Below are 25,658 nucleotides of genomic sequence, written 5' to 3'. Positions count from 1 at the left end.
TTACTCTGAGAAATAAATGGTGTAGCAGACTTCAACTGAAATTTATTAGCTAAAACTTTCGTTTAAAAGCAACGATGTTTAAGAAAAGAGATTTATTGTAGAACGACTAAGAGGAGGGATGAAATGAAGGCTGGAATGGAAGTAGGCCAGACGGCAACCATTGAATTCGAGGTGACACCAGATATGTTTGCTGGATTTGAGGGTAATGTCGTTCATCGAGCATATTCAACGGTCTCAATGGTTTACCATATGGAATGGGCTTCAAGGCAAATCATCCTTCCCTTTCTGGAGGAGCATGAGGAAGGGATGGGGGGAGCGGTAAGTATCAAGCATATCGCTCCTACAACAGATGGAACAAAGGTTAGGGTAAAAGCAACATTGACCGAAATAAAAAATAATATAGTGATCACACGAACAGAAGCTTGGAATGAAAAAGGTTTGATTGGTCATGGGGAGGTCAAACAAGCAATTTTGCCAAAGGAAAAAATTATTCAAATGATCGCTGATTCAAAACAGGATAAGGAATAAGCAATAAACTTCTCGAGAGGAGAGCTTCGCAAATGGACTTTTTTACTAAAATGAATGAGCATGAACAAGTGATTATCTGTAATGATCCGAAAACCGGATTAAAAGCCATTATTGCTATACATAATACGACCCTTGGCCCTGCAACTGGGGGCTGTCGAATGTATCCGTATCAAACATTCGAGCATGCATTAAATGATGCGCTAAGACTTTCCAAAGGAATGACTTATAAATGTGCTGCTGCTGATGTTGATTTTGGTGGGGGAAAAACCGTCATTATCGGGGATCCAGCAAAGGATAAAACTCCTGAATTATTTCGTTCATTAGGACAATATATTGATTCCTTAAATGGTCGCTATTACACGGGAACTGATATGGGAACCACCCCAGAGGACTTCGTCCATGCGATGAAAGAAACAAATTGCATTGTAGGTATTCCTGAAGAATATGGCGGTAGTGGCGATTCTTCAGTCCCAACGGCACAAGGTGTTGTTTATGGATTAAAAGCGACCAATCAAGTCTTGTTTGGTTCAAATGACATTGGTGAAAAAACATATGCCATTCAAGGACTTGGTAAAGTCGGATTTAAGGTGGCAGAAACCTTACTTGAGGAGGGGGCTTCACTTTATGTGACAGATATTAATTCAGACGCTATTCAGCAATTATTACATCGTGCTCAGGAAATTGGAAACAACCAAATAAAAGTCGTTCAAGGAAACGATATTTATGGTGTAGATGCAGATGTATTTGTCCCATGTGCACTTGGGGGAATTATTAATGATGATACGATCGATGTATTAAAAGTAAAAGCAGTAGTTGGATCTGCAAATAATCAGCTCCTTGAAGACCATCATGGCGATATCCTAAAGCAAAAGAATATTGTATATGCGCCAGATTATATTGTAAATGCAGGAGGACTCATTCAAGTATCAGATGAATTATATGGTCCAAATAAAAAGCGTGTGATGAATAAAACAAAAGCTATTTATAATTCTTTGATTGAGGTGTATCGCCACTCTGAGGAAAAAGGCATTTCAACTGTGGATGCAGCAAACCATTTTTGTGAGGAAAGAATGGAGGCAAGAAAACATCGAAATAGCTTCTTCTCACATCATAAACGTCCAAAATGGGAAATTAGACATTAAGACAAACAGGAGGGATTAGTTTGGAGATGTTTAAAAGGATCCAATACCTTGATGAAAATGGGAATCTATTAAACAACGATATTTCGGAAGCGCTTACAACAAGCTTTGTTCAATCATTATATGAAAAATTAATTCTTGTAAGATCCTTTGACCGAAAAGCGATTAGCCTTCAAAGGCAAGGACGATTAGGAACATATGCCCCTTTTGAAGGACAGGAGGCTGCTCAAGTGGGCAGTGCTCTAGCGTTACAAGCTGATGATTGGCTTTTTCCCACGTATCGTGATCATGCCGCAACGATCACCTTTGGACATTCATTAAAAACGATTCTTTTATATTGGAATGGAAGAGTAGAGGGATGTATCCCACCAGAAGGTAAAAAGATTTTTCCGCCAGCTGTACCGATTGCTACACAATTGCCACATGCCACAGGGGCTGCATTAGCAGAAAAAAGAAAGGGAACTAAAAATGCTGCGATTGTTTACTTCGGCGACGGGGCTACATCTGAAGGTGACTTTCATGAAGGATTAAATTTTGCAAGTGTGTTTAAAGCACCTGTCGTGTTTTTTAATCAAAACAATCAGTTTGCCATATCGGTTCCAATTGAGAAACAAATGAATTCGGAAACGATTGCTCAAAAATCTGTTGCTTATAGTATTCCAGGAGTACGATTAGATGGAAATGATATTTTTGCCGTCTATTTTGAAACTAAAAAAGCATTAGATCGTGCAAGAGAAGGGGATGGCCCAACACTAATAGAGGCTGTCACATGGCGTTATGGAGCCCATACAACAGCAGATGATCCAACCAAATATCGGAATCAAGATGAAAGTGAAAGAAAAAGAGCGACAACCGATCCAATATCACGATTAGAAAAATACATGAAAAATCAGGGGATATGGGATGAGGCTTGGCAGGAATCCATTATAACTAAAGCTACGCAAAAAATTGAACAGGCGATTGAAGAAATGGAGGCATATCCACCACCCAATGTAGATGATTTATTTGATCATGTATTTGCCGTGCCAACCTGGACGATTAAAGAGCAAAAGGATCAATATTATGAATTTTTGCGAGGTGTGAATCAATGAGTACGATAACAGCAAAAACGCAAAAGCTATCCATTGTTCAAGCAGTCACAGACGGGCTCCGCACTGTTATGAAGGAACAAGAAGAAGTCCTTGTTTTAGGAGAAGATGTAGGGAAAAATGGTGGAGTATTTCGCGCCACCGAAGGACTTCAAGAACAGTTTGGTCCTGATCGGGTGATAGATACACCATTAAGTGAGTCGGGTATCGTAGGAACAGCCATTGGTCTCGCCATCAATGGATTTTTGCCGGTAGTAGAAATGCAATTTCTCGGATTTATCTATCCTGCCTATGAACAAATCATGACACACGCAACTCGGATACGAATGAGAACATTAAGTCATTTTCATGTTCCATTAGTTATTCGAGCACCATATGGGGCAGGTGTGAAAGCACCGGAAATTCATTCTGACAGTGTCGAGGCTTTGTTTACACATATGCCTGGAATAAAGGTTGTTTGTCCTTCCAATCCATATGATGCAAAAGGGCTTTTAATAGCGAGTATAGATGACCCAGACCCAGTTCTTTTTCTAGAGCCGATGCGATCTTATCGTGCCTTTAAAGATGAGGTTCCTACTGACAGATATACAGTCGAAATAGGAAAAGCGAGTCTAGTAGAGGAAGGAACAGATCTCACATTGATTGCTTGGGGAGCAATGGTGCCATTGGCTGTAAAGGCTGCACAAAAAGTAAGAGAGCAGAATATTCATTGTGATGTCCTTGACTTGCGAACATTGTATCCACTCGATAAAGAAATGATTGCAGAATCCGTACAAAAAACAGGTCGGGCTGTTATAGTGCATGAGGCTCATGCAACAAGCGGGTTAGGTACAGATATTATTGCACTGATTCAAGATACCTCATTTCTGTACTTGAAATCTCCTATTCAAAGAGTAACAGGATTTGATGTGCCTGTCCCATTTTACACATTAGAACAACACTATTTGCCAAATGAAGATCAAATTATTGAGGCGATTCATAAAGCAATTCAATTTTAATTAGAATTCTAGATAAAGTAGGTGATAGCGTGATCGAAGTAAAGCTTCATGATATCGGTGAAGGAATGACAGAAGGAGAGATATTAACATACTTTGTCAAGGTCGGCGATCAGGTACTACCGGATCAACCATTAGTTGAAGTTCAAACAGATAAAATGACCGCTGAGCTCCCATCGCCAACAGCGGGAACAGTTAAAGAAATTCTCGTCACTGAAGGAACAAATGTTGAGGTGGGGACGACATTACTAATCATTGAATCTTCAGGAACGAAACCGGTTCAACAAAAGATTGAAAACACTTCTATGAATAGAAACATTATGACGATAAAAAAAGTAGATCGTGAAAATGGTCCTAAGCGTTTGATATTAGCAGCACCATATACACGGAAAATTGCACGAGAATTAGGAATTGATATCGAGGACATTCATGGGACTGGGCCAGCAGGTAGAGTGACTGATGAGGATGTATATCGTTATGTCAATCAGCCGGAGCCGGTTGAGGAAAACAAAAATGATATACAACCAACTATAGCTGAAGTCAAAGAAATTCCTTTTAATGGTCGAAGGAAGCAAATTGCATCACTTATGAGTAAGTCTCTGTATACAATTCCCCACGTTACTCATTTTGAAGAGGTCGATATGACGAACTTATTAGACAGCAAAAAACAATTAAATGAAGCCGGGGTCAATATATCGGTGGCAGCCTTTTTTATTAAGGCCATTCAACTAAGCTTAGCTAAATATCCTATCTTCAATTCAGTATTAGATGAAGAAAAAGGAGTGATTAAGCTAAAAAAGGAATATAACATCGGTATTGCCGTTGATGCAAAAGAAGGTCTGATTGTACCAGTCATTCGTCATGTGGAGCAGAAAACATTGAGCGTTATTCATGCAGAAATGAAGGATTATATTGATAAGGCGCAAAATAATACACTTACAAAACATGATATTTCGGATGGGACTTTTACAATTAGTAATGTTGGTCCATTAGGAGGGATTGGTGCGACACCAATCATTAATTATCCTCAAACAGCATTAATTGCCTTCCATAAAACCAAAAAGAAACCAGTCGTCGTCAATGATGAAATTGTCATTAGAAGTATTATGAATCTTTCGATGTCCTTTGATCATCGGGTCGCCGATGGAGCGACAGCCGTTGGGTTCACCAATTATTTTGTTCAATTACTCGAGCAACCTACGAGAATGCTATTGGAGTTGAGATAAGATGGTCGTTGGAGAAATTGCCCAGGAAAAGGAAGTTGTTGTGATTGGCGGAGGACCAGGGGGATATACCGCAGCTATACGGGCTGCACAATTAGGAAAAGATGTATTGTTAATTGAACAAAATCACTTAGGTGGTGTGTGCTTAAATGAAGGATGTATTCCATCTAAGACATTTGTCCATGCTGCGAAACAGGCGAACAGATGGGGGCATTTACAAGAGATTGGTTATCAATTTGAAGTGAATCATTTTCAGTTTGAAACCTATCAATCTTATAAAGAAAAAATAGTGGGTCAGTTACGGTCGGGTGTTGAAGCATTATGTAAGGCGAACAAGATCGAAGTGATGTATGGTCATGCCTCATTCATTTCCGAAAATAAACTTGGAATTGAAAATGGGCATCATTTTGAAGTCGTTAATTTCGAACAGGCGATTATTGCAACAGGTGCAAAACCGGTATACACTCTGGAAAGTGAGACATATCAGCTAAATTCAAGGCAATTATTTAATTTGCAGCAATTGCCGAAAGAGCTTATTCTAATTGGTTCGAATTATATTGTTTTAGAGGCTGCCTTCGCCTATAAAGCATTAGGTACAAAAGTTACGTTAATAATGGAAGAGCATAAAGGATTCTCTTTCGATCAAGAAATAGAAAAAGAATTACGAAGGCAGATGAAAAAAAGAAATATTACTTTTTATTCTGGTGTGAAAAATGTGGAGCTGGCAGAAAACGAAAATGGCGTAGAATGTTCATTTGTCAGTGAAAAAAATGAGCGGACGCTCATTTCAGCAGAGCTGTTTTATAAGGAAGAAGAATATGTTGGGAATATAGAAGAATTGGGCTTTGAACGGTTAGGGGTCTCTGTCGATCAACAACAATTTATCATTTGCGATGATCAAGGACGAACCAATATACCAAATCTATTTGCCGTTGGAGATATAACAGGAGGACCATTTTTCGCAACAAAGGCCATCAAACAAGGAAAGGTTACTGCTGAAATCCTTTGTGGAAAGCCGAGCGAATTAGATTTCACCTGGATGCCCGAAGTCATTCACACTCAGCCACCGATTGCCACTGTAGGTATGACTGAAGAGGCAGCGAGGTCTGCAGGATATTCAGTAATAACAGGCACATACCCTCTTCTTGGAAATGGCTATGCCATGTTCTCAGGAAATCGGGACGGCTTAGTGAAGGTTATTATTGAAAAAGAATCCCAGCGCTTATTAGGTATGCATATGATCGGTGAAGGAGCGATTGAACTAATATCGACTGCAGTGATTAGTGGAGAAATGGTCGCAAGAGATGAAGATTTGATCTTCCCAACGTATGCGCACCCAAGCTTGAATGAAGGAATTCTGGAAGCGATGGAGGATACCTTAGGGATTGCAATTCATAAAGCTCCCAAAAAGGGGAAGAAGGTACTTAATAGATAGAGAAAGTACTAATGGGTTTATTTATTGGCTTTTCCTCCTCCATGCTAAACAAAATGGCGCTAGCTCTTTCAATAGGCTGTTTTTTTAAGAAGTATATTCGATCATGATCCTGTTTATATGGACTAAGTTTTTCTTTATAGGATACTGAACAACCTTATAAAATGATTAAAAAGTCTCTAGCATCGTGATGCTAGAGGCTTTTTTTAGTGATAGAGTCCAAAGGGTTTACTATTATTTTTCTTTGAAAGAAACGACAAGCCAGAAACCATAGATAGAGAGACAAGCCTGGTTCAAGATTTCAAAATACAGAGCATGTTTATCCAATCACTACATAGACATTATGTAAGGTAAAAGAGAAAAAAGGTAGTTACACCTCAGGTCTGAGCAAGAAATCAGACTTAAGGGGCTGAAAATGAATCTAATTATTATGTATAGTCTGAATATAAAAGGAATCCTTTGTAAAATAAATGGGAGTGCATGTTTATATGGAATCAAATTCAACATGGTAGAGAGGAGCTTCGATAGAGTGACAGAAGAAAAAATAGCTATTGGATGATCCGGAAGGAGAAGAAATGATGTTTTTGAAAATGGTTAAAAATGATTTCATCAGAAACAAAATTGCCACGCTAGCAGTATTTGTTTTTATCACGCTGGCAGTGATATTGGCAGCCAGTTCCATCAATAATATTGCTAATTTAATTCAGTCGATGAAGGAACTGCAGGAACGCGCAGTACCAGCTGACATAACACAAATGCATTCCGGAGAATTTGACCAGCTAGAAATTGATCGATTTACAGAAGGACAACGTAAGAATATAGCGATGCAGGAAACGATGGTTCTTCTGACTTTTGATGGAAGTAATATTGAGTTTGGTGAAAACCAAACAATGGCTGACACAGTACAGGATATTTCCTTTGTTGTCCAGAATCAACAATTTGACTTTATATTGGATCTCAATAATAAAAAGTTGGCTATAAAGGAAGGGGAAGTGGCGGTTCCCATCTATTTCATGCAGCAATATGATTTAAAAATCGGTGAGACGATTACAGTAAAAAATGGAAATTATAAGAAGAGTTTTGTTATTTCAGATTTTGCAAGGGATTATGAAATGAACTCTTCTCTTACGTCTTCGAAACGGTTTGTTCTAAATCAGGCTGATTATGATGAAATGCGCAGAATGCGGGCAGGGGAACTGGAATATTTAATTCAATTCAAACTAAATGAAAATGGAGATGCGCAAACTGTACAGACAGCTTATATCGAAGCAGGTCTTCCGGCAAACGGTCCTACAGTCGGAGGGAAAATCTTTCTACTATTTAATGCTTTATCAGATACGGCCGTTGCAATGGTAATTATCCTTATCAGTATTCTCCTTATTATTATTGCTTCACTATGTATCAGACTTACCTTTTTAGCAACAATTGATGAAGACTTAAGAGAAATCGGAGTTATGAAAGCAATCGGAATATCGAAAAAGGATATTAAGAAAGTATATCTTAACAAATACAGAGTCATGTCAGTAATTGCTGGTATCCTAGGTTATCTCCTTTCCTTTGCTACGGTTAATCTGTTTAACAGTAATATGAAACTGTATTTGTCCTCGGATTTATCAGGAAACTTAAAATATGTACTATCTCTTATCGCTCCAATATTCGTCTATTTCATGATTGTGATGTACTGCAAAAAGGTACTGAAAAGAATGGATAAAATTTCTGCGGTGGAAGCAATACGTTCCGATATTATGGAGCGTGGAAAGAATCGAAAATACCGGTTTTCATTACTTAAGAATAAGGTTCTAAGTACTAACATTTACATGGGACTGAGGGATGTATGGAAGCGATTCAAAATATACCGTTTACTGTTATTCATATTTATTGTTTGTACATTTATAGTAATTCTTCCTTTAACTATGTATAACACTATGAACTCTCCAACGTTTTCTACCTATATGGGAATCGGAAAATCTGATATGAGAATCGATCTTCGAAGGACAGACCGTATTACAGCGGATTTTAACAAGTTGCAGGAAGAGCTGAAGAATGATTCTGACATTGGAAAATATGCAGCGTATATTACTAGCTCCTACCAGATTAAAAATGCAGAAGGCTCTTGGGATTATATTAATATTGAAACAGGGGATTTTTCTGTATTTCCATTAAAATATCTGGAAGGAAGAGCACCTGAAAGTGAAGGAGAGATCTCCCTTTCCTATGCAAATGCATCAAAAGACGAATTAAATAAGAAAATAGGAGACCAGGTAACAGTAAAAGCTGGAGGGACTGAAAAAAATTTAATAGTAACTGGTATTTATCAAGATATTACAAATGGAGGAAAAACAGCAAAAGCGGATACTAGTTTTGGTATAAATAAAGATGCTGTTCTGTGGTATATCGTAAGCATTGATCTAATCGAAGGCGTTGATATACCTAGTAAGATGGCATACTACCAGAATACGTATGATTCTGCGCAAGTGAATGATATCAAGGAATATACACAGCAAACTCTTGGAAATATCATAGATCAAATGAGTACGATTGTAGTAGGTGCAATCATTATTGCAGTCATCATTAGTGTATTAATTACCTCGTTATTTCTGCGTATGTTATTGTCCAAGGACATGTCTCAGATTGCCATTATGCGATGTGTTGGGCTAACTTCCAAACATATTTGTCAGCAATATATGGCAGGAACCATGTTGGTGCTAGTATTGGGAATCATCTTTGGGGTTATTGCCTCAAACTATTTAGGGGAGCTATTAGTAAACATGGCGATGTCCTCTATGGGTGCTGCAAAAATTGAATTGGTTAATATTGTCTGGCAGACTTGGTTGCTATGTCCGCTGGCACTGATTGCAATAGTGGGAATGACTATTTACATTTCCTGCAGGATAGCTATAAAAGAAGATTTATCTGTAATTTTAAGAAGATAGAAATATGATAAAGGGTTCTTGCCTGTCAAGGTATCCAATGAAATCAAGGAGCGGAACACGATATATAGCTATTAAATGAAAAGTTGGGGTGGGAGGAATAAAGATGAGTACAATATTGGAAGCAGGAAAAATGAATAAAAAGGTTGAATTAGGCAAGGGAAATCGGCTCCATATTTTAAAGGATATAAGCTTAAAAATAGATGAAGGTGAATTTGTATCAGTTATGGGGCCATCTGGGAGCGGAAAATCAACACTGCTTTATAATATAAGTGGGATGGATAGAATTACTTCCGGAAGTGTGAAATTTAAAAATCGTGATATTGCCAGACTAAAAGAAGAGGAACTAGCACGGGTTCGATTAAATCATATGGGGTTTATTTTTCAAGATATTCATCTATTAAAAAATTTGTCACTGATAGATAATGTTATGTTCCCTGCTCTTGTATCAAAAGATGCGGATAAAAAGGCAACATATCGAAAAGCAAAAATGTTAATGGAAATGACAGGAATTGATAGGATTGCTAATAATACGATTATCCAGGCATCTGGAGGGCAACTCCAGAGAGTCGCTATTTGCAGAGCATTAATCAATGATCCGGACATCCTATTTGGCGATGAACCGACCGGAGCATTAGATTCCAAATCAACAGCAGAAATCATGACTATACTTGCGGATATTAATAAAAAAGGGACAACCATCATGATCGTTACCCATGATGTAAAGGTCGCAGCCAAAACGGAAAGAGTGTTGTTTATGGTGGATGGAAATATTGTGGCACAAAAGAAAATGCTTAAATACAATGCCCAGCATGAGAATAGTAAGAAAAGAGAAGAAAGTCTTATGAAATGGTTAGTCGATAACGGGTTTTAGTATTTCTGCGTAAAATTAGTATTTAGTAAATGTCTTAAATATCCCATTAAAGGATTATTAGAATTTGATGTCGTTTCGTATTATTTTTCAGAAGAAAATGATTAAAACTGTATAAAGATTTCTTTCATGATAGCCCTTAAAAGACTCTAGATCTTTTTGGGTCTTTTTTATATCTTTCAATCTTTGAATGCAAATTACAATCGATCATCCGAAAAAAACTGAGTGTAACTATTTTTTTAGTAAACTAACAATTCCATGTTTTAACCACTATTTCCAGTATTTTGGGACGAAAAAAATGTCAATATACTATAGGAGAATATTTTTTGTATTATTTATGAATAAATATTGTCTAGTTTGTGAATTAGTGAACAAAACAATTTTAAAATCTTATAAATTGCAGTACACTATTCGAGTACCAATTTTGAGTATAGATATTCGATCAAGTGACGAATATGTCATTTTCTTATTTTACTTTGTGAAATATTATACATATTTCTTGAATTGGAAGGAGAGGAAACGAATGAGAGCAAAAAAACTACCATGGAAAATAGTGTCTTTGGTTCTACTATCATCTATTTTTCTATTAAGTGGATGTGATACTAGTAAAATTGCAGTTTTAAATCCACAAGGACCAGTTGCACAAAAACAATATGATTTAATTGTTTACTCTTTCTGGTTAATGATGATTATTCTAGTTGTTGTTTTAGGACTATTTATTTTTATGGTTTATAAATATCGGGAAAAACGATTAGCAGCAGATTATATGCCACCAGATCAACACGGGAATACGTGGCTTGAAATCATTTGGACTGCTATACCAATTGTCATTATTATTGCTGTAGCTATTCCAACTGTTAAAGCAAACTATCAATTAGAAGATATCCCAAAGGGGTATGAAGACAAGAAGCCGATCGTCATCAATGTGACTTCAGCAGATTGGAAATGGATATTTAGTTATCCAGAACAAGGAATTGAAACAGTCAACTATGTAAATATTCCTGAGGATACTCCTGTTAAGTTTCAATTAACATCAGCAGGAACAATGGCTTCATTTTGGGTGCCTGAGTTAGGTGGTCAAAAATATACGATGCCAAATCACTCAATGGAATTAATCCTTTTAGCTGATAAACCAGGTTCTTACCTAGGAAGAAATGCCAACTTTAATGGTGAAGGCTTTGCCCATATGGACTTTGAAGTTCTATCACAGACACAAAAGGACTTTGATCAATGGGTGAAAGATGTGAAAAACAGTGCTCCAGCTTTAACAAAGGCTGATTACAACAAAATTCTAAAACCTGGTGTCGTAGGTCGTATGACGTATACAGGTACACATTTACCATGGGTGAAAACACCACATCAGCACGGAATGATGGAGAAAAAAGAAACCAATCAAGAACATGATATGAAAGACATGGACATGGATATGGATGGTATGGACATGTCAGAACATCAACATTAAGAAGATTGGAGGAGAAAATATATGAAGCTAGATGAATTTTTCGTCACAGGTGAACCGATTATATATGTGACCGAAGCTGGTATAGCCCTAGCAATGATCGGTATCATTTTTTATCTAACCTATTTTAAAAAATGGAAATGGCTTTGGACAAATTGGCTAACTACCGTTGATCATAAAAAAATCGGTGTTATGTATGTTCTAGTTGCGGTATTAATGCTATTCCGCGGCGGTGTCGATGCCTTAATGATGAGGGCACAGCTTACCGCACCGAATTTAAAATTACTTGACGCTAATCACTACGATGGGATCTTTACGACTCATGGTACAATAATGATTTTATTTATGGCGATGCCATTTTTAATGGGACTCATTAATATTGCGGTTCCTCTTCAACTGGGCGCACGTGATGTTGCGTATCCAATGCTTAATGCTTTCAGTTTCTGGACGTTTGCAGCAGGTTGTGCATTATTTAATATTTCTTTCATTATTGGAGGATCTCCTACAGCTGGATGGACTTCTTACTTCCCATTAGCGGGAACAGAGTTTAGTCCTGAAGTAGGTAATAACTATTACGCAGTAGCCTTGCAGATTGCTGGTATTGGTACATTAATTACCGGTATCAACTTCTTAGTGACCATTCTTAAGATGAGAACTAAAGGAATGTCACTAATGAAAATGCCAATGTTTGTTTGGTCTGTATTAATCATGTGTGTCATTATTATCTTTGCATTCCCAGTATTGACTGTTGCATTAGGTTTAATGACATTTGACCGATTATTTGGTTCACACTTTTTTACAATGGCATCTGGCGGTATGCCGATGTTATGGAGTAACTTATTCTGGATATGGGGACATCCTGAAGTATATATCGTTCTATTACCGTCCCTAGGTATTTACTCTGAGATTATTAGTACATTTGCGAAGAAACGATTATTTGGTTATAAATCAATGGTCTTTTCAATGTTAGCAATTGCTTTATTTAGTTATTTCACATGGGTTCACCATTTCTTTACAATGGGGAATACCGCAGCAGTGAACTCGTTCTTCTCTATTTCAACGATGCTCATTGCGATACCAACCGGTGTAAAATTATTTAACTGGCTCTTTACAATGTATAAAGGAAAACTTAAATTAACATCAGCAATGCTTTGGTCACTTGCCTTCATTCCGAACTTTTTAATCGGTGGGGTAACCGGAGTTATGCTTGCAATGGCGGCAGCAGATTATCAATATCATAATAGTTATTTCTTAATCGCTCACTTCCATTACACATTAATTCCAGGTGTAGCCTTCGCATGTTTTGCTGGATTACATTATTGGTATCCAAAAATGTTTGGTCATATGTTAAACGAAAAACTTGGAAAAATTACATTCTGGTTCTGGATGGTTGGATTTAACGTATGTTTCTTACCACAATTTGTACTAGGTTTAAAAGGTATGACACGTCGTATGTACACATATCAAGATGGTCTTGGTTGGACAGGCTTAAACGTTGTTTCTACCATCGGTGGTGTATTAATGGGTATCGGATTCCTAGTACTTGTATGGAATATCATTTACAGCCTTAAACATGGTGAACGTGATGTAACAGGTGATCCATGGGATGGTCGTACATTAGAATGGGCAACACCAACTCCAGTCCCACATTATAATTTTGCAGTGACACCAGAAGTGAAAGATATTGATGCCTATTGGGATATGAAACAAAACAAAACACCTCTTTATAAGAAAGAGGAAGTTAAACCGATCCACATGCCTAGTAACACCTCTATGCCATTTATTTCGGCTGTAGGCTTTGGTATTGGTGGTTTTGGTCTCGTCTTCTCTTGGTGGTGGATGGCCATTATCGGATTAATCATTATTTTAGGCTGTTTAGCATGGCGCTCCCTAGATCGTGATGAAGGATACCATGTTGAAGTTGATGAAATTTTAAGTACTGAACTTGCAGCAAGGGGTGAAAAATGATGAGTAGTGAACATTTAGACACGTCTTTGCCGTTAGAATATCAAACTGAACAAAGCAGATTAAATATATTTGGTTTTTGGATTTTCTTAGGTGCAGAGATCGCATTATTTGCGACTCTCTTCGCTACTTATTTTGTTCTGTCAGGGGCTACCGCAGGTGGTCCTGATCAATTAGATTTATTTAAGATCAAAGATGTAATGACCGAAACAATTCTCCTTTTAGTAAGTAGTTTCACATGTGGTCTCGCTATTTTTTCAATGCGAAATAATAATAAAAAGGGACTACTCCTTTGGTTTATTGTGACACTTCTTTTGGGAGCAGGATTCATTTATTTTGAACTTCATGAGTTTATTGAATATGTCCACGAAGGAGCAACATTACAAACAAGTGGATTTCTATCAGGCTTCTTTGTTTTACTAGGTACCCATGGTCTGCACGTATCAATGGGGATTCTTTGGGGAATTCTTCTCATTTATCAACTAGTAAAAAGAGGATTAACACCTGTAACTTCAAGGAAATTTTTCATTATCAGTCTTTACTGGCATTTCCTTGACGTTGTTTGGATCTTTATCTTTACATTTGTTTATTTAGGAGGGCTGATTAAGTAATGGGACAACATCATTCAAAATATCCAATTGGACATATTGTTGGCTTCTTTTTATCATTAGTCATGACGATTGCGGCAATGATTGTTGCATTGCATACTAATCTTCCTAAATCAACGATTATGAGCATAATCGGTATTCTCGCTTTCCTACAAGCTGGAATGCAGCTATTCATGTTCATGCACATTAAAGAAAGTGAAAACTCTAAAGTTCAAGTTGGGAACATTATATATAGTATCATCATTGCCCTCACCATTGTATTAGGCTCCATTTGGGTAATGCATAACTAAAAGGAAAAACGTCCATGTCCGAGTGACATGGGCGTTTTTTTGTTGAATGCAGGTGGGGGGAGAAGAAATGTGATGAACGTAGAAAGGAATTGATTATATGTAGATTACAAATTCAAAAGAAAAGCCAATCTTTCAGGAACTTCAGTTACAATCTTTTTTCATCTTAGACCACTCTCCACCTAATAAGTTACAGTCCAAGAAATTACAAGAGGAGATACAAAATAATGGTGGACAAGCTAATTATAAAGTGGCAGATGTAACTTCACATGAACAAATGGAAGAGTTGGCTGCGTATGCTCTTAAAAAACTTGGGAAAATTGATGTATTAGTCAATAATGCTGGGTTAATGCCTCAAGCTTTTCTATATAAGAAAAAAATTGATGAATGGGATAAGATGATTGATGTTAATTTCAAAGGTGTTTTGTATTCTATCGCTGCTGTCCTTCCTTCGATGAGGGAACGTAAATCAGGTCATATTATTAATCTTTTCTTCAGTAGCGGGGCATAACATTTATCCAGGCGGAACGGTATATTGTGGCACCAAACATGCAGTAAGAGCAATATCTGAAGGTTTGCGTCAAGAAGAAGCGATGAGTGGGAACTAATAGTTGTAAATGAAAATAACATCATCTTATTTAATAAGAAAAGTGGTGAGTATTGGAGAAAATTTATTGAGAGTGGTGAAGGACCAACTGATTGGGAAAGGTATCCTTTACCTGGGGAATAAATTCTAATACCTGATGACATTTTTCTTCTTAACCTATAGGGGGCAATAAGAAGATGGGGTCGCTGGGGCGATCTTTTTTTGTTCAACTAAAGAGGCAGTTTTTCTTTATATCCTTATATTGAAGCAGGCATACAAATTCTCCATTCATTACTTGTTAAATTTACTATGCCGTCCAGACGGTATTATTGTTTATTTATGAAATTATATTGTTAATTTGAGGGGAGAGTCAGGAAAATTCTGATTTACAATGTTTAGGGATTTTCAATATTAAAAAGCCTAATTTCTTAGTACAATGCGAAGAAACTAGGCTTTTTTCATTACTCATTTAAAGCATCCTTAATGGAATAACCATAATATATCTCAATCATAAAATCACTTAAATCACCTATAAAATATGTAGCATCTCATTGAGGAAAAAAGAGGAGATTTGTCTGCTGATCAAAAGTTGAGTGTTGAAATTGATTAATAGAAAAATAAAAAATATTTTAGTTTTTACAAGCTTTGGCTAGGACAGTCTATAAGTTTGTCAGGTACCCAATTTACAGTAGTAGCTTTGCCTCTTTTAGCATTAGAGGTACTATAAATAAAGGAGGCGAATGCTGCCTTTCTTCGTAGGATTATATTCATACCCTACCTAATTTTCGGATTAGTAGTCGGTGCTTTGATATTTGTCGTATATCACAACGGTTACAATTGAAACAAGAACAATCACAGCATTTGCGGCAATGGTTCCCGCCCAAGTCATAGTCATGGTGCCGAAGATGGGGGATGCTGCATTGAACATGGTGTGGAATAATATGCACATAAACACCCTGCCTTTTCCTGATATTTTGTAGATTGCCCCGTTGAAAAACCGAAACGCAATTAGTTGAACTGCAAACATCCAAAAGTTAATGAGTCCTTCTCCGTGATTCGTCCCCGGAATGAAGAAGAGAGGGATATGCCATAAAATCCAAATGATTCCAACAAAAACAGAAGACAAAACAAAACCGTAATTTTTGTCAAGCTCAGGCTGTAATATGTACATCCATCCAGCTTCCTCCAAGCCACCGATAATAAGATTACCAAGCAGGGAAAGGAAGAACGTATAAAATGGAAGCACCATTTCCGTGCGGCCTGAAACTGCAATATGTATCAAAAAATACAGTGCAAGTCCTGCAATAACGAACAAATAGAGAGATATGCTATTTTTGGCATAAAAAATAGTTCTCAACCATTCCTTGAAACCTGCTACTTTGTTATTTTTCTTAAGAACGATATATGAAGCAATAGCAGGCGATAAAATATAGATTGCAAAAGGGATATTCATCCCGAATTCCTGTAACGAGTGAACCCAATTGTGAACCGAATATCCGAATTGCCCAAGAGCAATCAAAGCACCTGACACAAGATAGGCTATCCAAAATGTCAGCATCGTAAATTGTACTGTGATTTTTTTGTTTGTCACGATTTCTTCACCTCACATTTTAAAGTATACATTAAATTTTAACGGATGGACGCTTTGACTTTTATCAATTAATGTTTGCTTTCTGCCAATTTAAAGTTGCGCTCAGCACAAAATATAAATAATCTCCAAACGGAGGGCGATTGTTCAATAAGAGCAGTCGCTTTTCTTATTCGACTAAAGTGGCAGGTTAGTGAAAGAAGAATAAAATTTAATCTCAAGAATTTAAAGGAAATAATAAAAGTTTTATAGAAAGTATTTAGAAAGTTCGCGTTTAAACGGAGGGATTTCTAAATGGCAAAATTGATTTATCATACTGCAATTACACTTGACAATTTTATTGCGGATTCGAATGGAGTAGCTGACGATTCTATATTTTTAAACGAGGGTGATCATGTTACAGATTTCATATCCGATATTCAGCAATATGATGCGGTACTAATGGGTGGGAAAACATATGAATACGGCTTTCAATTCGGTCTTAAGCCGGGTGAGCCTAGCCCTTATGAGTTGAAGCATTATATTTTCTCAAACACAATGCAATTTGAATCAAACGATAAAGTCAAATTAATTAAAAATAACGCGGTAAGCTTTATACAAGATCTTAAAATGAAGGAAGATGGAAAGTTGTGGCTCTGTGGTGGAGGGAAATTGGCGGGTTCATTAATTGAACATCAACTTATTGATCAATTAGTCTTAAAGATTAACCCTGTAATGATTGGCACGGGAATACCTTTATTTGGCAATGTTAAACTACGTTTGAATTTGGATTTAGTTGACATAAAACAATATTCGAACGGTGTCCTTAAATCAACGTATAATATCATCTATTCTTAGCAATAAAGGTGAAGATCAAGTGTGGATGGATCTCTTATTATTATAATATACGAGGAGTATGAAGATGGAATTACAGACAGAAAGACTTAAAATCGTACCTTGCACAGATGAATTATTATCAACGATTTCAACAGAAGAATACGAAATAGGCCCTCATATAACGATGTTTTTGGAGAAACTTAGAGAGGATTCTACTCAATTAGGTTGGGGTGTATGGCTAGTTATCAATAAAGAAAATAATACGATTATTGGTGATATTGGATTTAAGGGTAAACCTAATTCAGAAAATACGGTTGAAGTAGGATATGGAATTATACCTTCAGCACAAAACAAAGGTTATGCAACTGAAGCCGTAAAAGAAATTATTAATTGGGCGTTTACAAATGATGATGTTGATAAAGTAGTAGCTGAGTGCCTACATGATAATATTCCATCCATTAAAGTGTTAGAAAAGTTGAATATGAACAAAATTGGAACTGTGAATGATATGTTAAAATGGGAATTAAAAAAGAGAAGATGAGCTCCATTTAAACAATTTGATACTAGACTATTTTTATGGAAATTAATAGGGATTGTTTGAAGTCCTATATTGTCTCCAGACGGTAAATAATCTCTCATTTTTTTATAAGAAAATCAAATTATCAACTAAACTTATTTAAGACAGGGGCGCTTTTCTTTAGTAAGAATGCGTCTTTTGATATGTCCATACATAAAAATTGTGAAGACTAAGATCTTTAATGTCGCTATTGAACAAAACTGTGCATTAATTCGGGTTTGTTAAATAAGAGTAAATAGCTAATAAGTAAGTAATAATATGACCCAGAGCCCAAATTCGAAATACAAACATTATGCAACCTTTTTCACTTTTTAAGAAAATCAGTCCTCCAAGAGCTAGTATTACAGTGATGATATATAAAGGGCTATAAGCTAGTTGAGCTAATAAAGTTGTCATTGGTTGTTCTGCTAAGTCAGTCATGATTCCTCCAAATTAGATTAGATAAAATCAACTAATTTTATCAGAGATTTATTATAAGTAACCAGAGGAAATCCTTGGAAGATCGAAATGCATATTTCGAAGATTATATGCAATAAAGAAAACTGTATTTTGTTGAACTAAAGGGGCAGTTTAGCATTCCTGTAGATCGTTAAATATCAGGTTTGAAAAAAATAGAGCTCCTCAGTAAGATACGAGTATGAGACCAATCAAACTCAAGTCTTAAGGAGGAGCCTTACTATGAATTTTAAAATGCAGAACAAACAAAATCAACTAATAGAAAGAATTTCCGATACTCATCTAATTGTTGGGGTGGATATCGCTCAACAATTTCACGTTGCACGTGCAGTTAACTACCGTGGCATCATTGTCGGTGATCCTCTCACATTTGAAAATAATGAAGAGGGTTTTATGAAACTATTAAACTGGATGCAAGATTTACAAAAACTTAAACACTTAAATTCAGAAATAGTAGGAATGGAGCCTACAGGCCATTATTGGATTAACCTATCTAAGTGGTTATTTGATAAAGGAATTGAGGTAGTTACTGTCAATCCTCACTCAGTAAAAAGGAATAAAGAGAATCGTGATAATACTCAATCAAAGAGTGATAAAAAAGATGCGCTAGTGATCGCAGATATGGTCAAAAATGGCTACTATTCTTTCGTTCGCCCATCATCTGAATCATTTGAGAAACTCAGAGTTCTTATGTCTAATCGTGATGTGATTGTAAAACGTCTCGTCATGGCCGTTAATCAAATTAATCGATGGGTAGATGTTGTGTTTCCAGAGTTAAGACACGTATTTAAAGATGTTTCGTGCAAAGGAGCCATTGCCACCCTTCGGTTGTTCCCCACTCCAAAGAGATCTCTTCCATGACTTCACTCGATATCATGGCGGGGTGGAAGTCATTAATGAAAAAAGACAACCTGGTCCCCAAAAGCTCAATTACTCATCAAATTAGCAAAATCCTCTATTGGAACTGGACAAGCACTCGATGCATATAAGTTCCACTTAGAACAATTACTAGAAGAATATGATCTCGCTGTAAAACAACTCGAAAGAGTGGAAAAACAAGTAAAAGAAGTGCTTAACCAAATCTCATTTGCCAGGAAACTACTTGCGATGAAAGGAATAAGTGATATTTCTTTAGCTGGAATATTAGGTGAGGCCGGTGATCTGAGTGGATTTTCTCACGGAAACTCTTTATTACGACACGCTGGATTACATCTAGCTGAGGCGAGTTCAGGTAAATGGAAAGGTAAAATTGTGCTCTCTAAACGTGGTAGATCGAGATTAAGACGCTTCCTCTACTTAGCCACAATGAGCCTAGTGATGAATAATCCTGAGTTTAAAGCCATCCATTCCCATAATGTGAAGGTAAAGAAGATGAAGAAAATGAAATCAATCATGAAACTAATAGGAAAACTCGCAAGGATATTTGTGGGAATAGCACGACAGAAACGAATCATACTGTCCAAGTAAGGTTCAGGTTCAGGAATTCATTCACTTAGCTGCCTAAACCGAAGGTTCAAAAGTTGAAGATGCATCTAATAAACTAGTTAACTTTATTTTGAATGTTGTCTTATTCGTAGGATTTCAAATATGTACGGAGTACCAGGTTTCTTAAACAAAAGGGCACTGTGACCCATCAGTTTAGCATAACTGGCCTCCACCCCTTGGAAAGGCATGACGAAGGAATGAGAGGGCAATTGACCCGTTGAGACATGGGAGGGAAAGCCTCCAGGGGCGGCGTGGAGATGTACATTATATGGTAAAATATGGAGTGGTAGCTGGCTCCTTTATTTAACTATGCCTTCACGAAGCCTAAATTATCAGAACTCATTTCAATTTCCCGTAAATCCAATTACAAGGGTTATGAATTCCTGCGAATAAGTGAGCATTCGAGAGATATTCGTATCAAACTGAGGGAGTTTAAGATTTATTTTTAACTTGTGTTAACAATCGGGTATAAAACGAAATAAACTAAGTAATTTGGGAATGTATTCGAATAGTGTATATACCCGGATTTTGATTTGGACTACATAGCCTGATGTATTAATTCATACAAAAAGTTTACGTTCAGATAATCTTCTCTAGGTAAAAGTAGGATTTTATTTAACTTGACAAGGTGACAAAAATTTTTTATCTTATATACATACCTACGGAATGTATGAAAGGAAGAAGTAATGGTGGCAAGGAATAAGTATCCCGAAGAAACACTTAAACAAATTCTGAGCGTTTCGCTAAACTTGTTTATAAAAAAAGGCTATGAGAACACCTCTATACAAGATATCACAGATGGACTTGGTGGGCTTACGAAGGGAGCAATTTATCATCATTTCAAGTCAAAGGAAGATATCATGGTGGCGGTTCTTAATCAACTATACAAAGATGTAGAAGATAAATTGGCTGCAGTCCGAGATGACAAGGGACTAAACGGTCTGGAGAAACTTCGTCAAATAATCCGAGTCTCCTTAAATCATGATCCTGCACAACTGGAGATGATGTCAACTGCGCCAAATCTCTTGGAAAATCCAAAAATATTGGTAGCCCAACTTAAAAGCGTAATCGAAGATTCTGTTCCTAATTATATACAGCCTATCATTGAACAGGGAGTGATTGATGGGTCTATCAAGACAGATTATCCTTTGGAGCTTAGTGAGATGGTGATGCTTCTCAGTAACCTATGGCTAAGCCCAATGATTTTCGAAGCTCCCCCTGAGAATATGCTTCGCAGATGTCGGTTTTTCATGGAATTATTAAATGGAATAGGCATTGATCTGTTAGATGAGCAAATGGTGGAGCAATATGAGAAGTTTTATCGTTTATACAGTGAAAAGTATTAAAAGCTAATTTAAGTATATACTTTTGTTACATCTGCTTATTAGGCAGATTTTTTTTCAAGAATATTCATACCTTCGGTTGGTATTAAAAAATACAAGGAGGAAATCGCTATTAAAAATTCAACGGAAACATTCAATTTGGATCACTGGCAAAAGAGATTGGATAGTCTACGAACGATCTACAATGTACCGGGAGCATCACTGGCGATACTCGTAAATGGGGAAATTCACGAGTTAGCAAGCGGATTACTGCACAGGGGGACAGGCGTAGAAGCTACTACCGATTCCTTGTTCCAGATTGGTTCAATTTCTAAAGTGTTTACAGCTACACTGGTGATGCAGCTGATAGATTCGGGTGAGTTAGATTTAGACGAAACAGTGAAGGATGTACTACCAGAGTTTGCTATTCCAGGTACCGAAGCGATAACGATCCGTCAATTACTAAGCCATGCTAGTGGACTGACTAGCGATTTTACAATAGATACTGGGCGAGGCGATGACTGTCTAGCACGTTACATCGAAGCCTGTAAAGAACTAAGGCTAGAAAGCTCTCCCGGGACTGTCGTTTCTTATAGTAGTGTGGGATACAATGTTTTAGGACGCATCATCGAGGTCGTGACAGGCCAAACTTGGGACGATGCCCTAAGAGATCGGCTCCTCGTTCCTCTTGGTCTCTACAGCACGGTGACGCTGCCAGAGGAAGTGTTGAAGTTTCGGGCTGCGATGGGACACTTAGATAGCGGTGATGGAAAAAATGTGATACCAGCCCCATTCTGGAATCTATTGCCGCGCTCGTCTGGACCCAGTGGTGGAGCGTTATGCGCAACAGCTGCCGACCTCATCCGGTTTGCCCAGATACATCTTAATGGCGGCTTAGCATCGGACGGTTCCCGTGTGTTAACTTCTAAGAGTGTCAACGACATGCAACGTCTAGTGGCTGAAACTCCTGACAAGTGGACATCTCGCAACGAAGGATGGGGACTAGGTTGGATGATATATGACTGGTACGATACTCATGTAATTGGACATGACGGTGCCACAATAGGGCAAAATGCGTATTTGCGTATAATTCCCGGATGCGAAGTGGTTGTTTCCTTAATGACCAACGGTGGGAGTACAGATCTACTTCAATCAATCCTTTTTCGAGAATTGTTCGAAGAACTAGTCAGTGTGAGAATGCCGAACGCAGTCTTTGAACCAGCTCCTAATCCGCCCACTGTTGATATAACTCCTTTCGTTGGTGTTTACAAGCGTCAAGGATTAACCTTGACAGTCACGGAACATAACGGAACACTGCAATTGCTATACGAAATCTCCGACGGCAGGCAAACCCCCCCTCCACCTATGGAAATCGAGCTTATACCTGTATCGGAGACAGTGTTTGCTGGGGCGGGAGCCGGTCAGGAATGGATACCTGTAATTTTTTCCACATTGACGGACGGTTCAGTATATTGTTACATCGGTATGCGTGCAGCGCAGAAGATCTCTCATCTAGAGCAATAAGAACAGAGGATTAAAGATAAGATATTGATTTTATATTTAGGGTAGTCAGTATGAAAAGTCGGTGTAATTGAACAGTAAGCAGTATGATAGGCTTACCAGCTAAATGAAACTATATCTTCTACAATCGGGAGCAAAGGTCCACTAATCTTCTTCAATTAAAGGGCGCGTTTATTAAGGAACGCGTTTTTACATGTATTGAGTCAAATAAGTGAAGTATTGTAAAAATTATTTTGATTCTGAAAACAGTGTGTTATTATAACTATAACTATTAATTGGAGGTGCTGTTTATCATGTCCACAGCAATGTTTAAGATGGGGCATAACACATTAAAGGGGATTATCGCCTAACTAGCCCCTAAACTGCGATTCCCCCTTTAAGTTAGTAGGGCATTCAAATGAAAGAAACAAAATTGTCTTTTGCACACAAATTAATATCTGAACAATTTCCTAATTGGGCAGATCTCCCTATTAATCGATTTAATTCAAGTGGAACGGATAACATAATTTATAGACTCGGTAAAAATATGGCTGTTAGACTTCCTTCTAACGAAGGTGGATCTTTACAGATTAAAAAGGAGTATCAATGGCTGCCGTTCATTGAAAAGCACCTACCGGTTTCTGTACCTACACCGATAGCGTTGGGTAACCCGATTGAAGAATATCCTTGGCATTGGTCTGTTTATAAATGGATTGATGGCGAAGACGCGATTACGGGAAGAATGGATGATCCATATCAGGTGGCTATTGACTTAGGTCAATGTGTGAAAGTTTTACAGAGAATAGATCCATCAGGTGGACCGACACCAGGGGATCATAATTTCTGGCGTGGAGTTCCTCTTGCAATGAGGGATGAGTATGTTCGAGAGGCTATTGCAAATTTACAAAATGATATTGATACCAACTTAGCAACATTAGCGTGGGAGGCTGCACTAAAGGCACCAATTTGGGGAAAGGATCCAGTATGGATCCATGGAGATCTCTTAGCGGGGAATCTGCTTATAAATCAAGGCAGGTTATGTGCAATCATCGATTTTGGCGGGCTTGGTATTGGAGACCCTGCATGTGACTGGTTATTTGCTTGGAGTCTGCTTTCAGTAAAAACCCGTGAAAAATTGCGTAAAGAACTATCGGTTGATGAGGCAACCTGGGAACGCGGACGAGGTTGGGCACTCTCAGTAGGGCTTATCGCTCTTCCGTATTACAAAATCAGTAATCCTGTGTTCGCTGGTATTGCCAGACGCTTAATTGAAGAAGCTCTTGAGGATTACAAAAAAGGAGTATAAAGATAAAGAAAAGAAAGCCAAAGTGAAAAAAGGGCTTTCTTTTCTTTATCCCAAATAAGGCGTTCCAGGATTATTTAATATATCAAGAGAATTAAAAGGGATATGGAAAACGTTATTTTTTATACTTATTCCAGACAAAGGGATTTTACTGAAATAAATCCACTCATACATATAGTAATCGGGAACGATAGTTGAATAAGCAACTTTTCTTTTTCAACTAACGGATGCTTTTGTAAAAGAAGAAATGGCTGCGGCAATTCCCTTTTCTGATTGTGCTAAAAGGGCAGTTGAACAAGAAAATATTTGGTAGAATTTAATTAGAAGACCTTTGAAGAAAGGGGTTAATATATGATATTGGTGAGTTCCTGCTTAGCAGGGTTAGATGTGAGATATAATGGGACAAATTGTTTAAATGATAAAATAAGAAAATTGGTTGAAGAAAATAAAGCTATTACAATATGTCCAGAATTACTTGGAGGGTTTTCAACGCCTAGAGAACCAGCTGAGATAATTGGTGGAAACGGAGAAGATGTACTGGATGGAAATGCTAAGGTGGTTGAAAAATCAGGTAAAGATGTTACCCAACTTTACATAAAAGGAGCATATTCTACGCTAAAACAAGCTAAAAAATTAAATGCGACTTTGGTGGTTCTAAAGGAAAATAGCCCATCTTGCGGAAGTTTAACCATATATAACGGTGAATTTACAGGAAAAAAAATTATGGGGATGGGAGTCACTTCAGCTCTACTAAAAAGAAATGGAATAAAAGTAATTTCAGAAGAACTATTTGCAACTACTCTTTAGTTCCTGACTAATATTGGTATATTAATATTGTTTGTTTTATAGAGTTTGTGAAATATTGTACTTAAACAAAAGGTGGCACGAGTTGAAGATCAAGTGATGGTCACAGCTCTTTTTTCTTACTCAACTAACGGGGTAGCTTAATTGAACAATTGTTATTAGCTTTTTTCCGCAATCGGGCCAGATTGTTGTATAACATGTTAATCTCAAGTGAATCTTGTAAATGACTATCATTCTATAACAATAGGAGAGACAATGATGATTCAATCAATAGTTCATATCGCATTAGTAGTAAGAGACTATGATGAAGCAATAGAGTTTTATACAAAAAAGCTAAATTTTGAATTAGTCGAAGATATTTATCAACCAGAACAAAACAAACGCTGGGTAGTGGTGTCTCCTCCTGGTTCAGTAGGAACCACAATTTTATTAGCTAAAGCATCTAAACCTGAGCAGGAAGCCTTTATTGGTAATCAGTCGGGCGGTAGAGTTTTTCTTTTTTTAAATACTGATGATTTTTGGCGAGATTATAACGATATGAAATCAAAAGGAATTGAATTTGAGAGAGAACCAAAAGAGCAATCATATGGAATAGTTGCAGTGTTTAAGGATTTATATGGGAATTTGTGGGATTTGTTGCAACTAAATGTTGATCACCCCATTGCTCAAAGAATTAAGTAGAATAAACTGGAGCTT

Annotated in this window: 21 protein-coding genes and 3 pseudogenes; 22 read left to right on the top strand and 2 right to left on the bottom strand. The window is 37.3% G+C overall.

The window, feature by feature from the left end:
- Nucleotides 1–123 precede the first annotated feature (123 nt).
- The 14 genes and pseudogenes from I5818_RS18760 to I5818_RS26105 form a co-directional block, all read left to right on the top strand.
- The gene (locus I5818_RS18760; protein WP_058003414.1) at nucleotides 124–528 is read left to right on the top strand and encodes a thioesterase family protein; all 405 of its coding nucleotides are present in this window, start codon (nucleotides 124–126) and stop codon (nucleotides 526–528) included.
- Nucleotides 529–560: 32 nt separating this feature from the next.
- Nucleotides 561–1,670 carry a Leu/Phe/Val dehydrogenase gene (locus I5818_RS18755; RefSeq protein ID WP_078110404.1) on the top strand — a complete coding sequence of 370 codons (1,110 nt, stop codon included), beginning with the start codon at nucleotides 561–563 and terminating at the stop codon, nucleotides 1,668–1,670.
- A 26-nt stretch (nucleotides 1,671–1,696) separates the two neighbouring features.
- Entirely contained in the window at nucleotides 1,697–2,758 is a 1,062-nt protein-coding gene (pdhA, locus tag I5818_RS18750; protein WP_058003439.1) for a pyruvate dehydrogenase (acetyl-transferring) E1 component subunit alpha, read from the top strand.
- The gene (locus I5818_RS18745; RefSeq protein ID WP_078110405.1) at nucleotides 2,755–3,753 is read left to right on the top strand and encodes an alpha-ketoacid dehydrogenase subunit beta; all 999 of its coding nucleotides are present in this window, start codon (nucleotides 2,755–2,757) and stop codon (nucleotides 3,751–3,753) included. The genes pdhA and I5818_RS18745 overlap by 4 nt, the downstream gene beginning before the upstream one ends.
- Before the next feature lie 32 nt (nucleotides 3,754–3,785).
- Nucleotides 3,786–4,976: a dihydrolipoamide acetyltransferase family protein gene (locus tag I5818_RS18740; protein WP_078110411.1), complete on the top strand. Its 1,191-nt coding sequence runs from the start codon at nucleotides 3,786–3,788 to the stop codon at nucleotides 4,974–4,976.
- Nucleotide 4,977: 1 nt separating this feature from the next.
- A complete protein-coding gene (locus tag I5818_RS18735; protein ID WP_078110406.1) occupies nucleotides 4,978–6,408 on the top strand; it encodes a dihydrolipoyl dehydrogenase family protein in 1,431 nt (476 codons plus the stop codon).
- 572 nt (nucleotides 6,409–6,980) lie between these two features.
- On the top strand, nucleotides 6,981–9,338 hold the full coding sequence (locus I5818_RS18730; RefSeq protein WP_244975351.1) for an FtsX-like permease family protein: 2,358 nt from the start codon (nucleotides 6,981–6,983) through the stop codon (nucleotides 9,336–9,338).
- A gap of 103 nt (nucleotides 9,339–9,441) precedes the next feature.
- Nucleotides 9,442–10,209 carry an ABC transporter ATP-binding protein gene (locus I5818_RS18725; RefSeq protein WP_058003419.1) on the top strand — a complete coding sequence of 256 codons (768 nt, stop codon included), beginning with the start codon at nucleotides 9,442–9,444 and terminating at the stop codon, nucleotides 10,207–10,209.
- Nucleotides 10,210–10,729: 520 nt separating this feature from the next.
- The gene (qoxA, locus tag I5818_RS18720; RefSeq protein ID WP_058003420.1) at nucleotides 10,730–11,668 is read left to right on the top strand and encodes a cytochrome aa3 quinol oxidase subunit II; all 939 of its coding nucleotides are present in this window, start codon (nucleotides 10,730–10,732) and stop codon (nucleotides 11,666–11,668) included.
- Between the two features lie 21 nt (nucleotides 11,669–11,689).
- Nucleotides 11,690–13,633 (top strand): cytochrome aa3 quinol oxidase subunit I, encoded by a 1,944-nt coding sequence (qoxB, locus tag I5818_RS18715; RefSeq protein WP_078111029.1) that lies wholly within the window; start codon nucleotides 11,690–11,692, stop codon nucleotides 13,631–13,633.
- Nucleotides 13,633–14,241 (top strand): cytochrome aa3 quinol oxidase subunit III, encoded by a 609-nt coding sequence (gene qoxC, locus I5818_RS18710; RefSeq protein WP_078111030.1) that lies wholly within the window; start codon nucleotides 13,633–13,635, stop codon nucleotides 14,239–14,241. Before qoxB ends, qoxC begins: the two co-directional genes overlap by 1 nt.
- A complete protein-coding gene (qoxD, locus tag I5818_RS18705; protein WP_058003423.1) occupies nucleotides 14,241–14,528 on the top strand; it encodes a cytochrome aa3 quinol oxidase subunit IV in 288 nt (95 codons plus the stop codon). The genes qoxC and qoxD overlap by 1 nt, the downstream gene beginning before the upstream one ends.
- Nucleotides 14,529–14,724: 196 nt before the next feature.
- Nucleotides 14,725–15,127, top strand: a pseudogene (locus tag I5818_RS18700) (SDR family oxidoreductase); the annotation flags it as partial.
- Nucleotides 15,128–15,778: 651 nt separating this feature from the next.
- Nucleotides 15,779–15,934, top strand: a pseudogene (locus tag I5818_RS26105) (MFS transporter); the annotation flags it as partial.
- Here I5818_RS26105 and I5818_RS18695 read toward each other — a convergent pair.
- Entirely contained in the window at nucleotides 15,902–16,702 is an 801-nt protein-coding gene (locus I5818_RS18695; RefSeq protein WP_078111031.1) for a CPBP family intramembrane glutamic endopeptidase, read from the bottom strand. The pseudogene I5818_RS26105 and the gene I5818_RS18695 sit on opposite strands and share 33 nt — an antisense overlap.
- 291 nt (nucleotides 16,703–16,993) lie before the next feature.
- Here I5818_RS18695 and I5818_RS18690 point away from each other — a divergent pair, with 291 nt between their 5' ends.
- The gene (locus I5818_RS18690) at nucleotides 16,994–17,536 is read left to right on the top strand and encodes a dihydrofolate reductase family protein (RefSeq protein WP_071976709.1); all 543 of its coding nucleotides are present in this window, start codon (nucleotides 16,994–16,996) and stop codon (nucleotides 17,534–17,536) included.
- A 64-nt stretch (nucleotides 17,537–17,600) separates the two neighbouring features.
- Complete coding sequence (locus I5818_RS18685) at nucleotides 17,601–18,056, top strand: GNAT family N-acetyltransferase (RefSeq protein WP_071976708.1); 456 nt, start codon at nucleotides 17,601–17,603, stop codon at nucleotides 18,054–18,056.
- A gap of 243 nt (nucleotides 18,057–18,299) precedes the next feature.
- On the opposite strand, the gene I5818_RS18680 is transcribed toward I5818_RS18685, so the two are convergent.
- Nucleotides 18,300–18,512, bottom strand: coding sequence for a hypothetical protein (locus I5818_RS18680; RefSeq protein ID WP_058006943.1), 213 nt, complete (start codon nucleotides 18,510–18,512; stop codon nucleotides 18,300–18,302).
- Nucleotides 18,513–18,770: 258 nt separating this feature from the next.
- Between I5818_RS18680 and I5818_RS18675 the strand changes: the two are divergent.
- The 6 genes and pseudogenes from I5818_RS18675 (at nucleotide 18,771) to I5818_RS18650 (ending at nucleotide 25,643) form a co-directional block, all read left to right on the top strand.
- Nucleotides 18,771–20,052, top strand: a pseudogene (locus I5818_RS18675) (IS110 family RNA-guided transposase).
- Nucleotides 20,053–20,719: 667 nt separating this feature from the next.
- Nucleotides 20,720–21,379 (top strand): TetR/AcrR family transcriptional regulator, encoded by a 660-nt coding sequence (locus I5818_RS18670; RefSeq protein ID WP_218958464.1) that lies wholly within the window; start codon nucleotides 20,720–20,722, stop codon nucleotides 21,377–21,379.
- 135 nt (nucleotides 21,380–21,514) lie between these two features.
- A complete protein-coding gene (locus I5818_RS18665) occupies nucleotides 21,515–22,879 on the top strand; it encodes a serine hydrolase domain-containing protein (RefSeq protein WP_209391798.1) in 1,365 nt (454 codons plus the stop codon).
- Nucleotides 22,880–23,273: 394 nt separating this feature from the next.
- Entirely contained in the window at nucleotides 23,274–24,161 is an 888-nt protein-coding gene (locus I5818_RS18660) for an aminoglycoside phosphotransferase family protein (protein ID WP_078111339.1), read from the top strand.
- A gap of 348 nt (nucleotides 24,162–24,509) precedes the next feature.
- Nucleotides 24,510–24,965 carry a 2-thiouracil desulfurase family protein gene (locus I5818_RS18655; protein ID WP_078111340.1) on the top strand — a complete coding sequence of 152 codons (456 nt, stop codon included), beginning with the start codon at nucleotides 24,510–24,512 and terminating at the stop codon, nucleotides 24,963–24,965.
- Nucleotides 24,966–25,220: 255 nt separating this feature from the next.
- Nucleotides 25,221–25,643: a VOC family protein gene (locus I5818_RS18650; protein WP_078111341.1), complete on the top strand. Its 423-nt coding sequence runs from the start codon at nucleotides 25,221–25,223 to the stop codon at nucleotides 25,641–25,643.
- Nucleotides 25,644–25,658 lie beyond the last annotated feature (15 nt).

This window comes from Heyndrickxia oleronia, assembly GCF_017809215.1.
Taxonomy (GTDB): domain Bacteria; phylum Bacillota; class Bacilli; order Bacillales; family Bacillaceae_C; genus Heyndrickxia; species Heyndrickxia oleronia.
The sequence above is the reverse complement of the archived record's forward strand: the minus strand, read 5'-3'. Positions and strand labels throughout refer to the sequence as shown.

What these genes read in the sequence shown, in the direction of transcription:
- I5818_RS18760 (WP_058003414.1), top strand. Translation starts at nt 124, where the DNA reads ATGAAGGCTGGAATGGAAGTAGGCCAGACGGCAACCATTGAATTCGAG.
- I5818_RS18755 (WP_078110404.1), top strand. Translation starts at nt 561, where the DNA reads ATGGACTTTTTTACTAAAATGAATGAGCATGAACAAGTGATTATCTGT.
- pdhA (WP_058003439.1), top strand. Translation starts at nt 1,697, where the DNA reads ATGTTTAAAAGGATCCAATACCTTGATGAAAATGGGAATCTATTAAAC.
- I5818_RS18745 (WP_078110405.1), top strand. Translation starts at nt 2,755, where the DNA reads ATGAGTACGATAACAGCAAAAACGCAAAAGCTATCCATTGTTCAAGCA.
- I5818_RS18735 (WP_078110406.1), top strand. Translation starts at nt 4,978, where the DNA reads ATGGTCGTTGGAGAAATTGCCCAGGAAAAGGAAGTTGTTGTGATTGGC.
- I5818_RS18730 (WP_244975351.1), top strand. Translation starts at nt 6,981, where the DNA reads ATGATGTTTTTGAAAATGGTTAAAAATGATTTCATCAGAAACAAAATT.
- I5818_RS18725 (WP_058003419.1), top strand. Translation starts at nt 9,442, where the DNA reads ATGAGTACAATATTGGAAGCAGGAAAAATGAATAAAAAGGTTGAATTA.
- qoxA (WP_058003420.1), top strand. Translation starts at nt 10,730, where the DNA reads ATGAGAGCAAAAAAACTACCATGGAAAATAGTGTCTTTGGTTCTACTA.
- qoxB (WP_078111029.1), top strand. Translation starts at nt 11,690, where the DNA reads ATGAAGCTAGATGAATTTTTCGTCACAGGTGAACCGATTATATATGTG.
- qoxC (WP_078111030.1), top strand. Translation starts at nt 13,633, where the DNA reads ATGAGTAGTGAACATTTAGACACGTCTTTGCCGTTAGAATATCAAACT.
- qoxD (WP_058003423.1), top strand. Translation starts at nt 14,241, where the DNA reads ATGGGACAACATCATTCAAAATATCCAATTGGACATATTGTTGGCTTC.
- I5818_RS18690 (WP_071976709.1), top strand. Translation starts at nt 16,994, where the DNA reads ATGGCAAAATTGATTTATCATACTGCAATTACACTTGACAATTTTATT.
- I5818_RS18685 (WP_071976708.1), top strand. Translation starts at nt 17,601, where the DNA reads ATGGAATTACAGACAGAAAGACTTAAAATCGTACCTTGCACAGATGAA.
- I5818_RS18680 (WP_058006943.1), bottom strand. Translation starts at nt 18,512, where the DNA reads ATGACTGACTTAGCAGAACAACCAATGACAACTTTATTAGCTCAACTA.
- I5818_RS18670 (WP_218958464.1), top strand. Translation starts at nt 20,720, where the DNA reads ATGGTGGCAAGGAATAAGTATCCCGAAGAAACACTTAAACAAATTCTG.
- I5818_RS18660 (WP_078111339.1), top strand. Translation starts at nt 23,274, where the DNA reads ATGAAAGAAACAAAATTGTCTTTTGCACACAAATTAATATCTGAACAA.
- I5818_RS18655 (WP_078111340.1), top strand. Translation starts at nt 24,510, where the DNA reads ATGATATTGGTGAGTTCCTGCTTAGCAGGGTTAGATGTGAGATATAAT.
- I5818_RS18650 (WP_078111341.1), top strand. Translation starts at nt 25,221, where the DNA reads ATGATTCAATCAATAGTTCATATCGCATTAGTAGTAAGAGACTATGAT.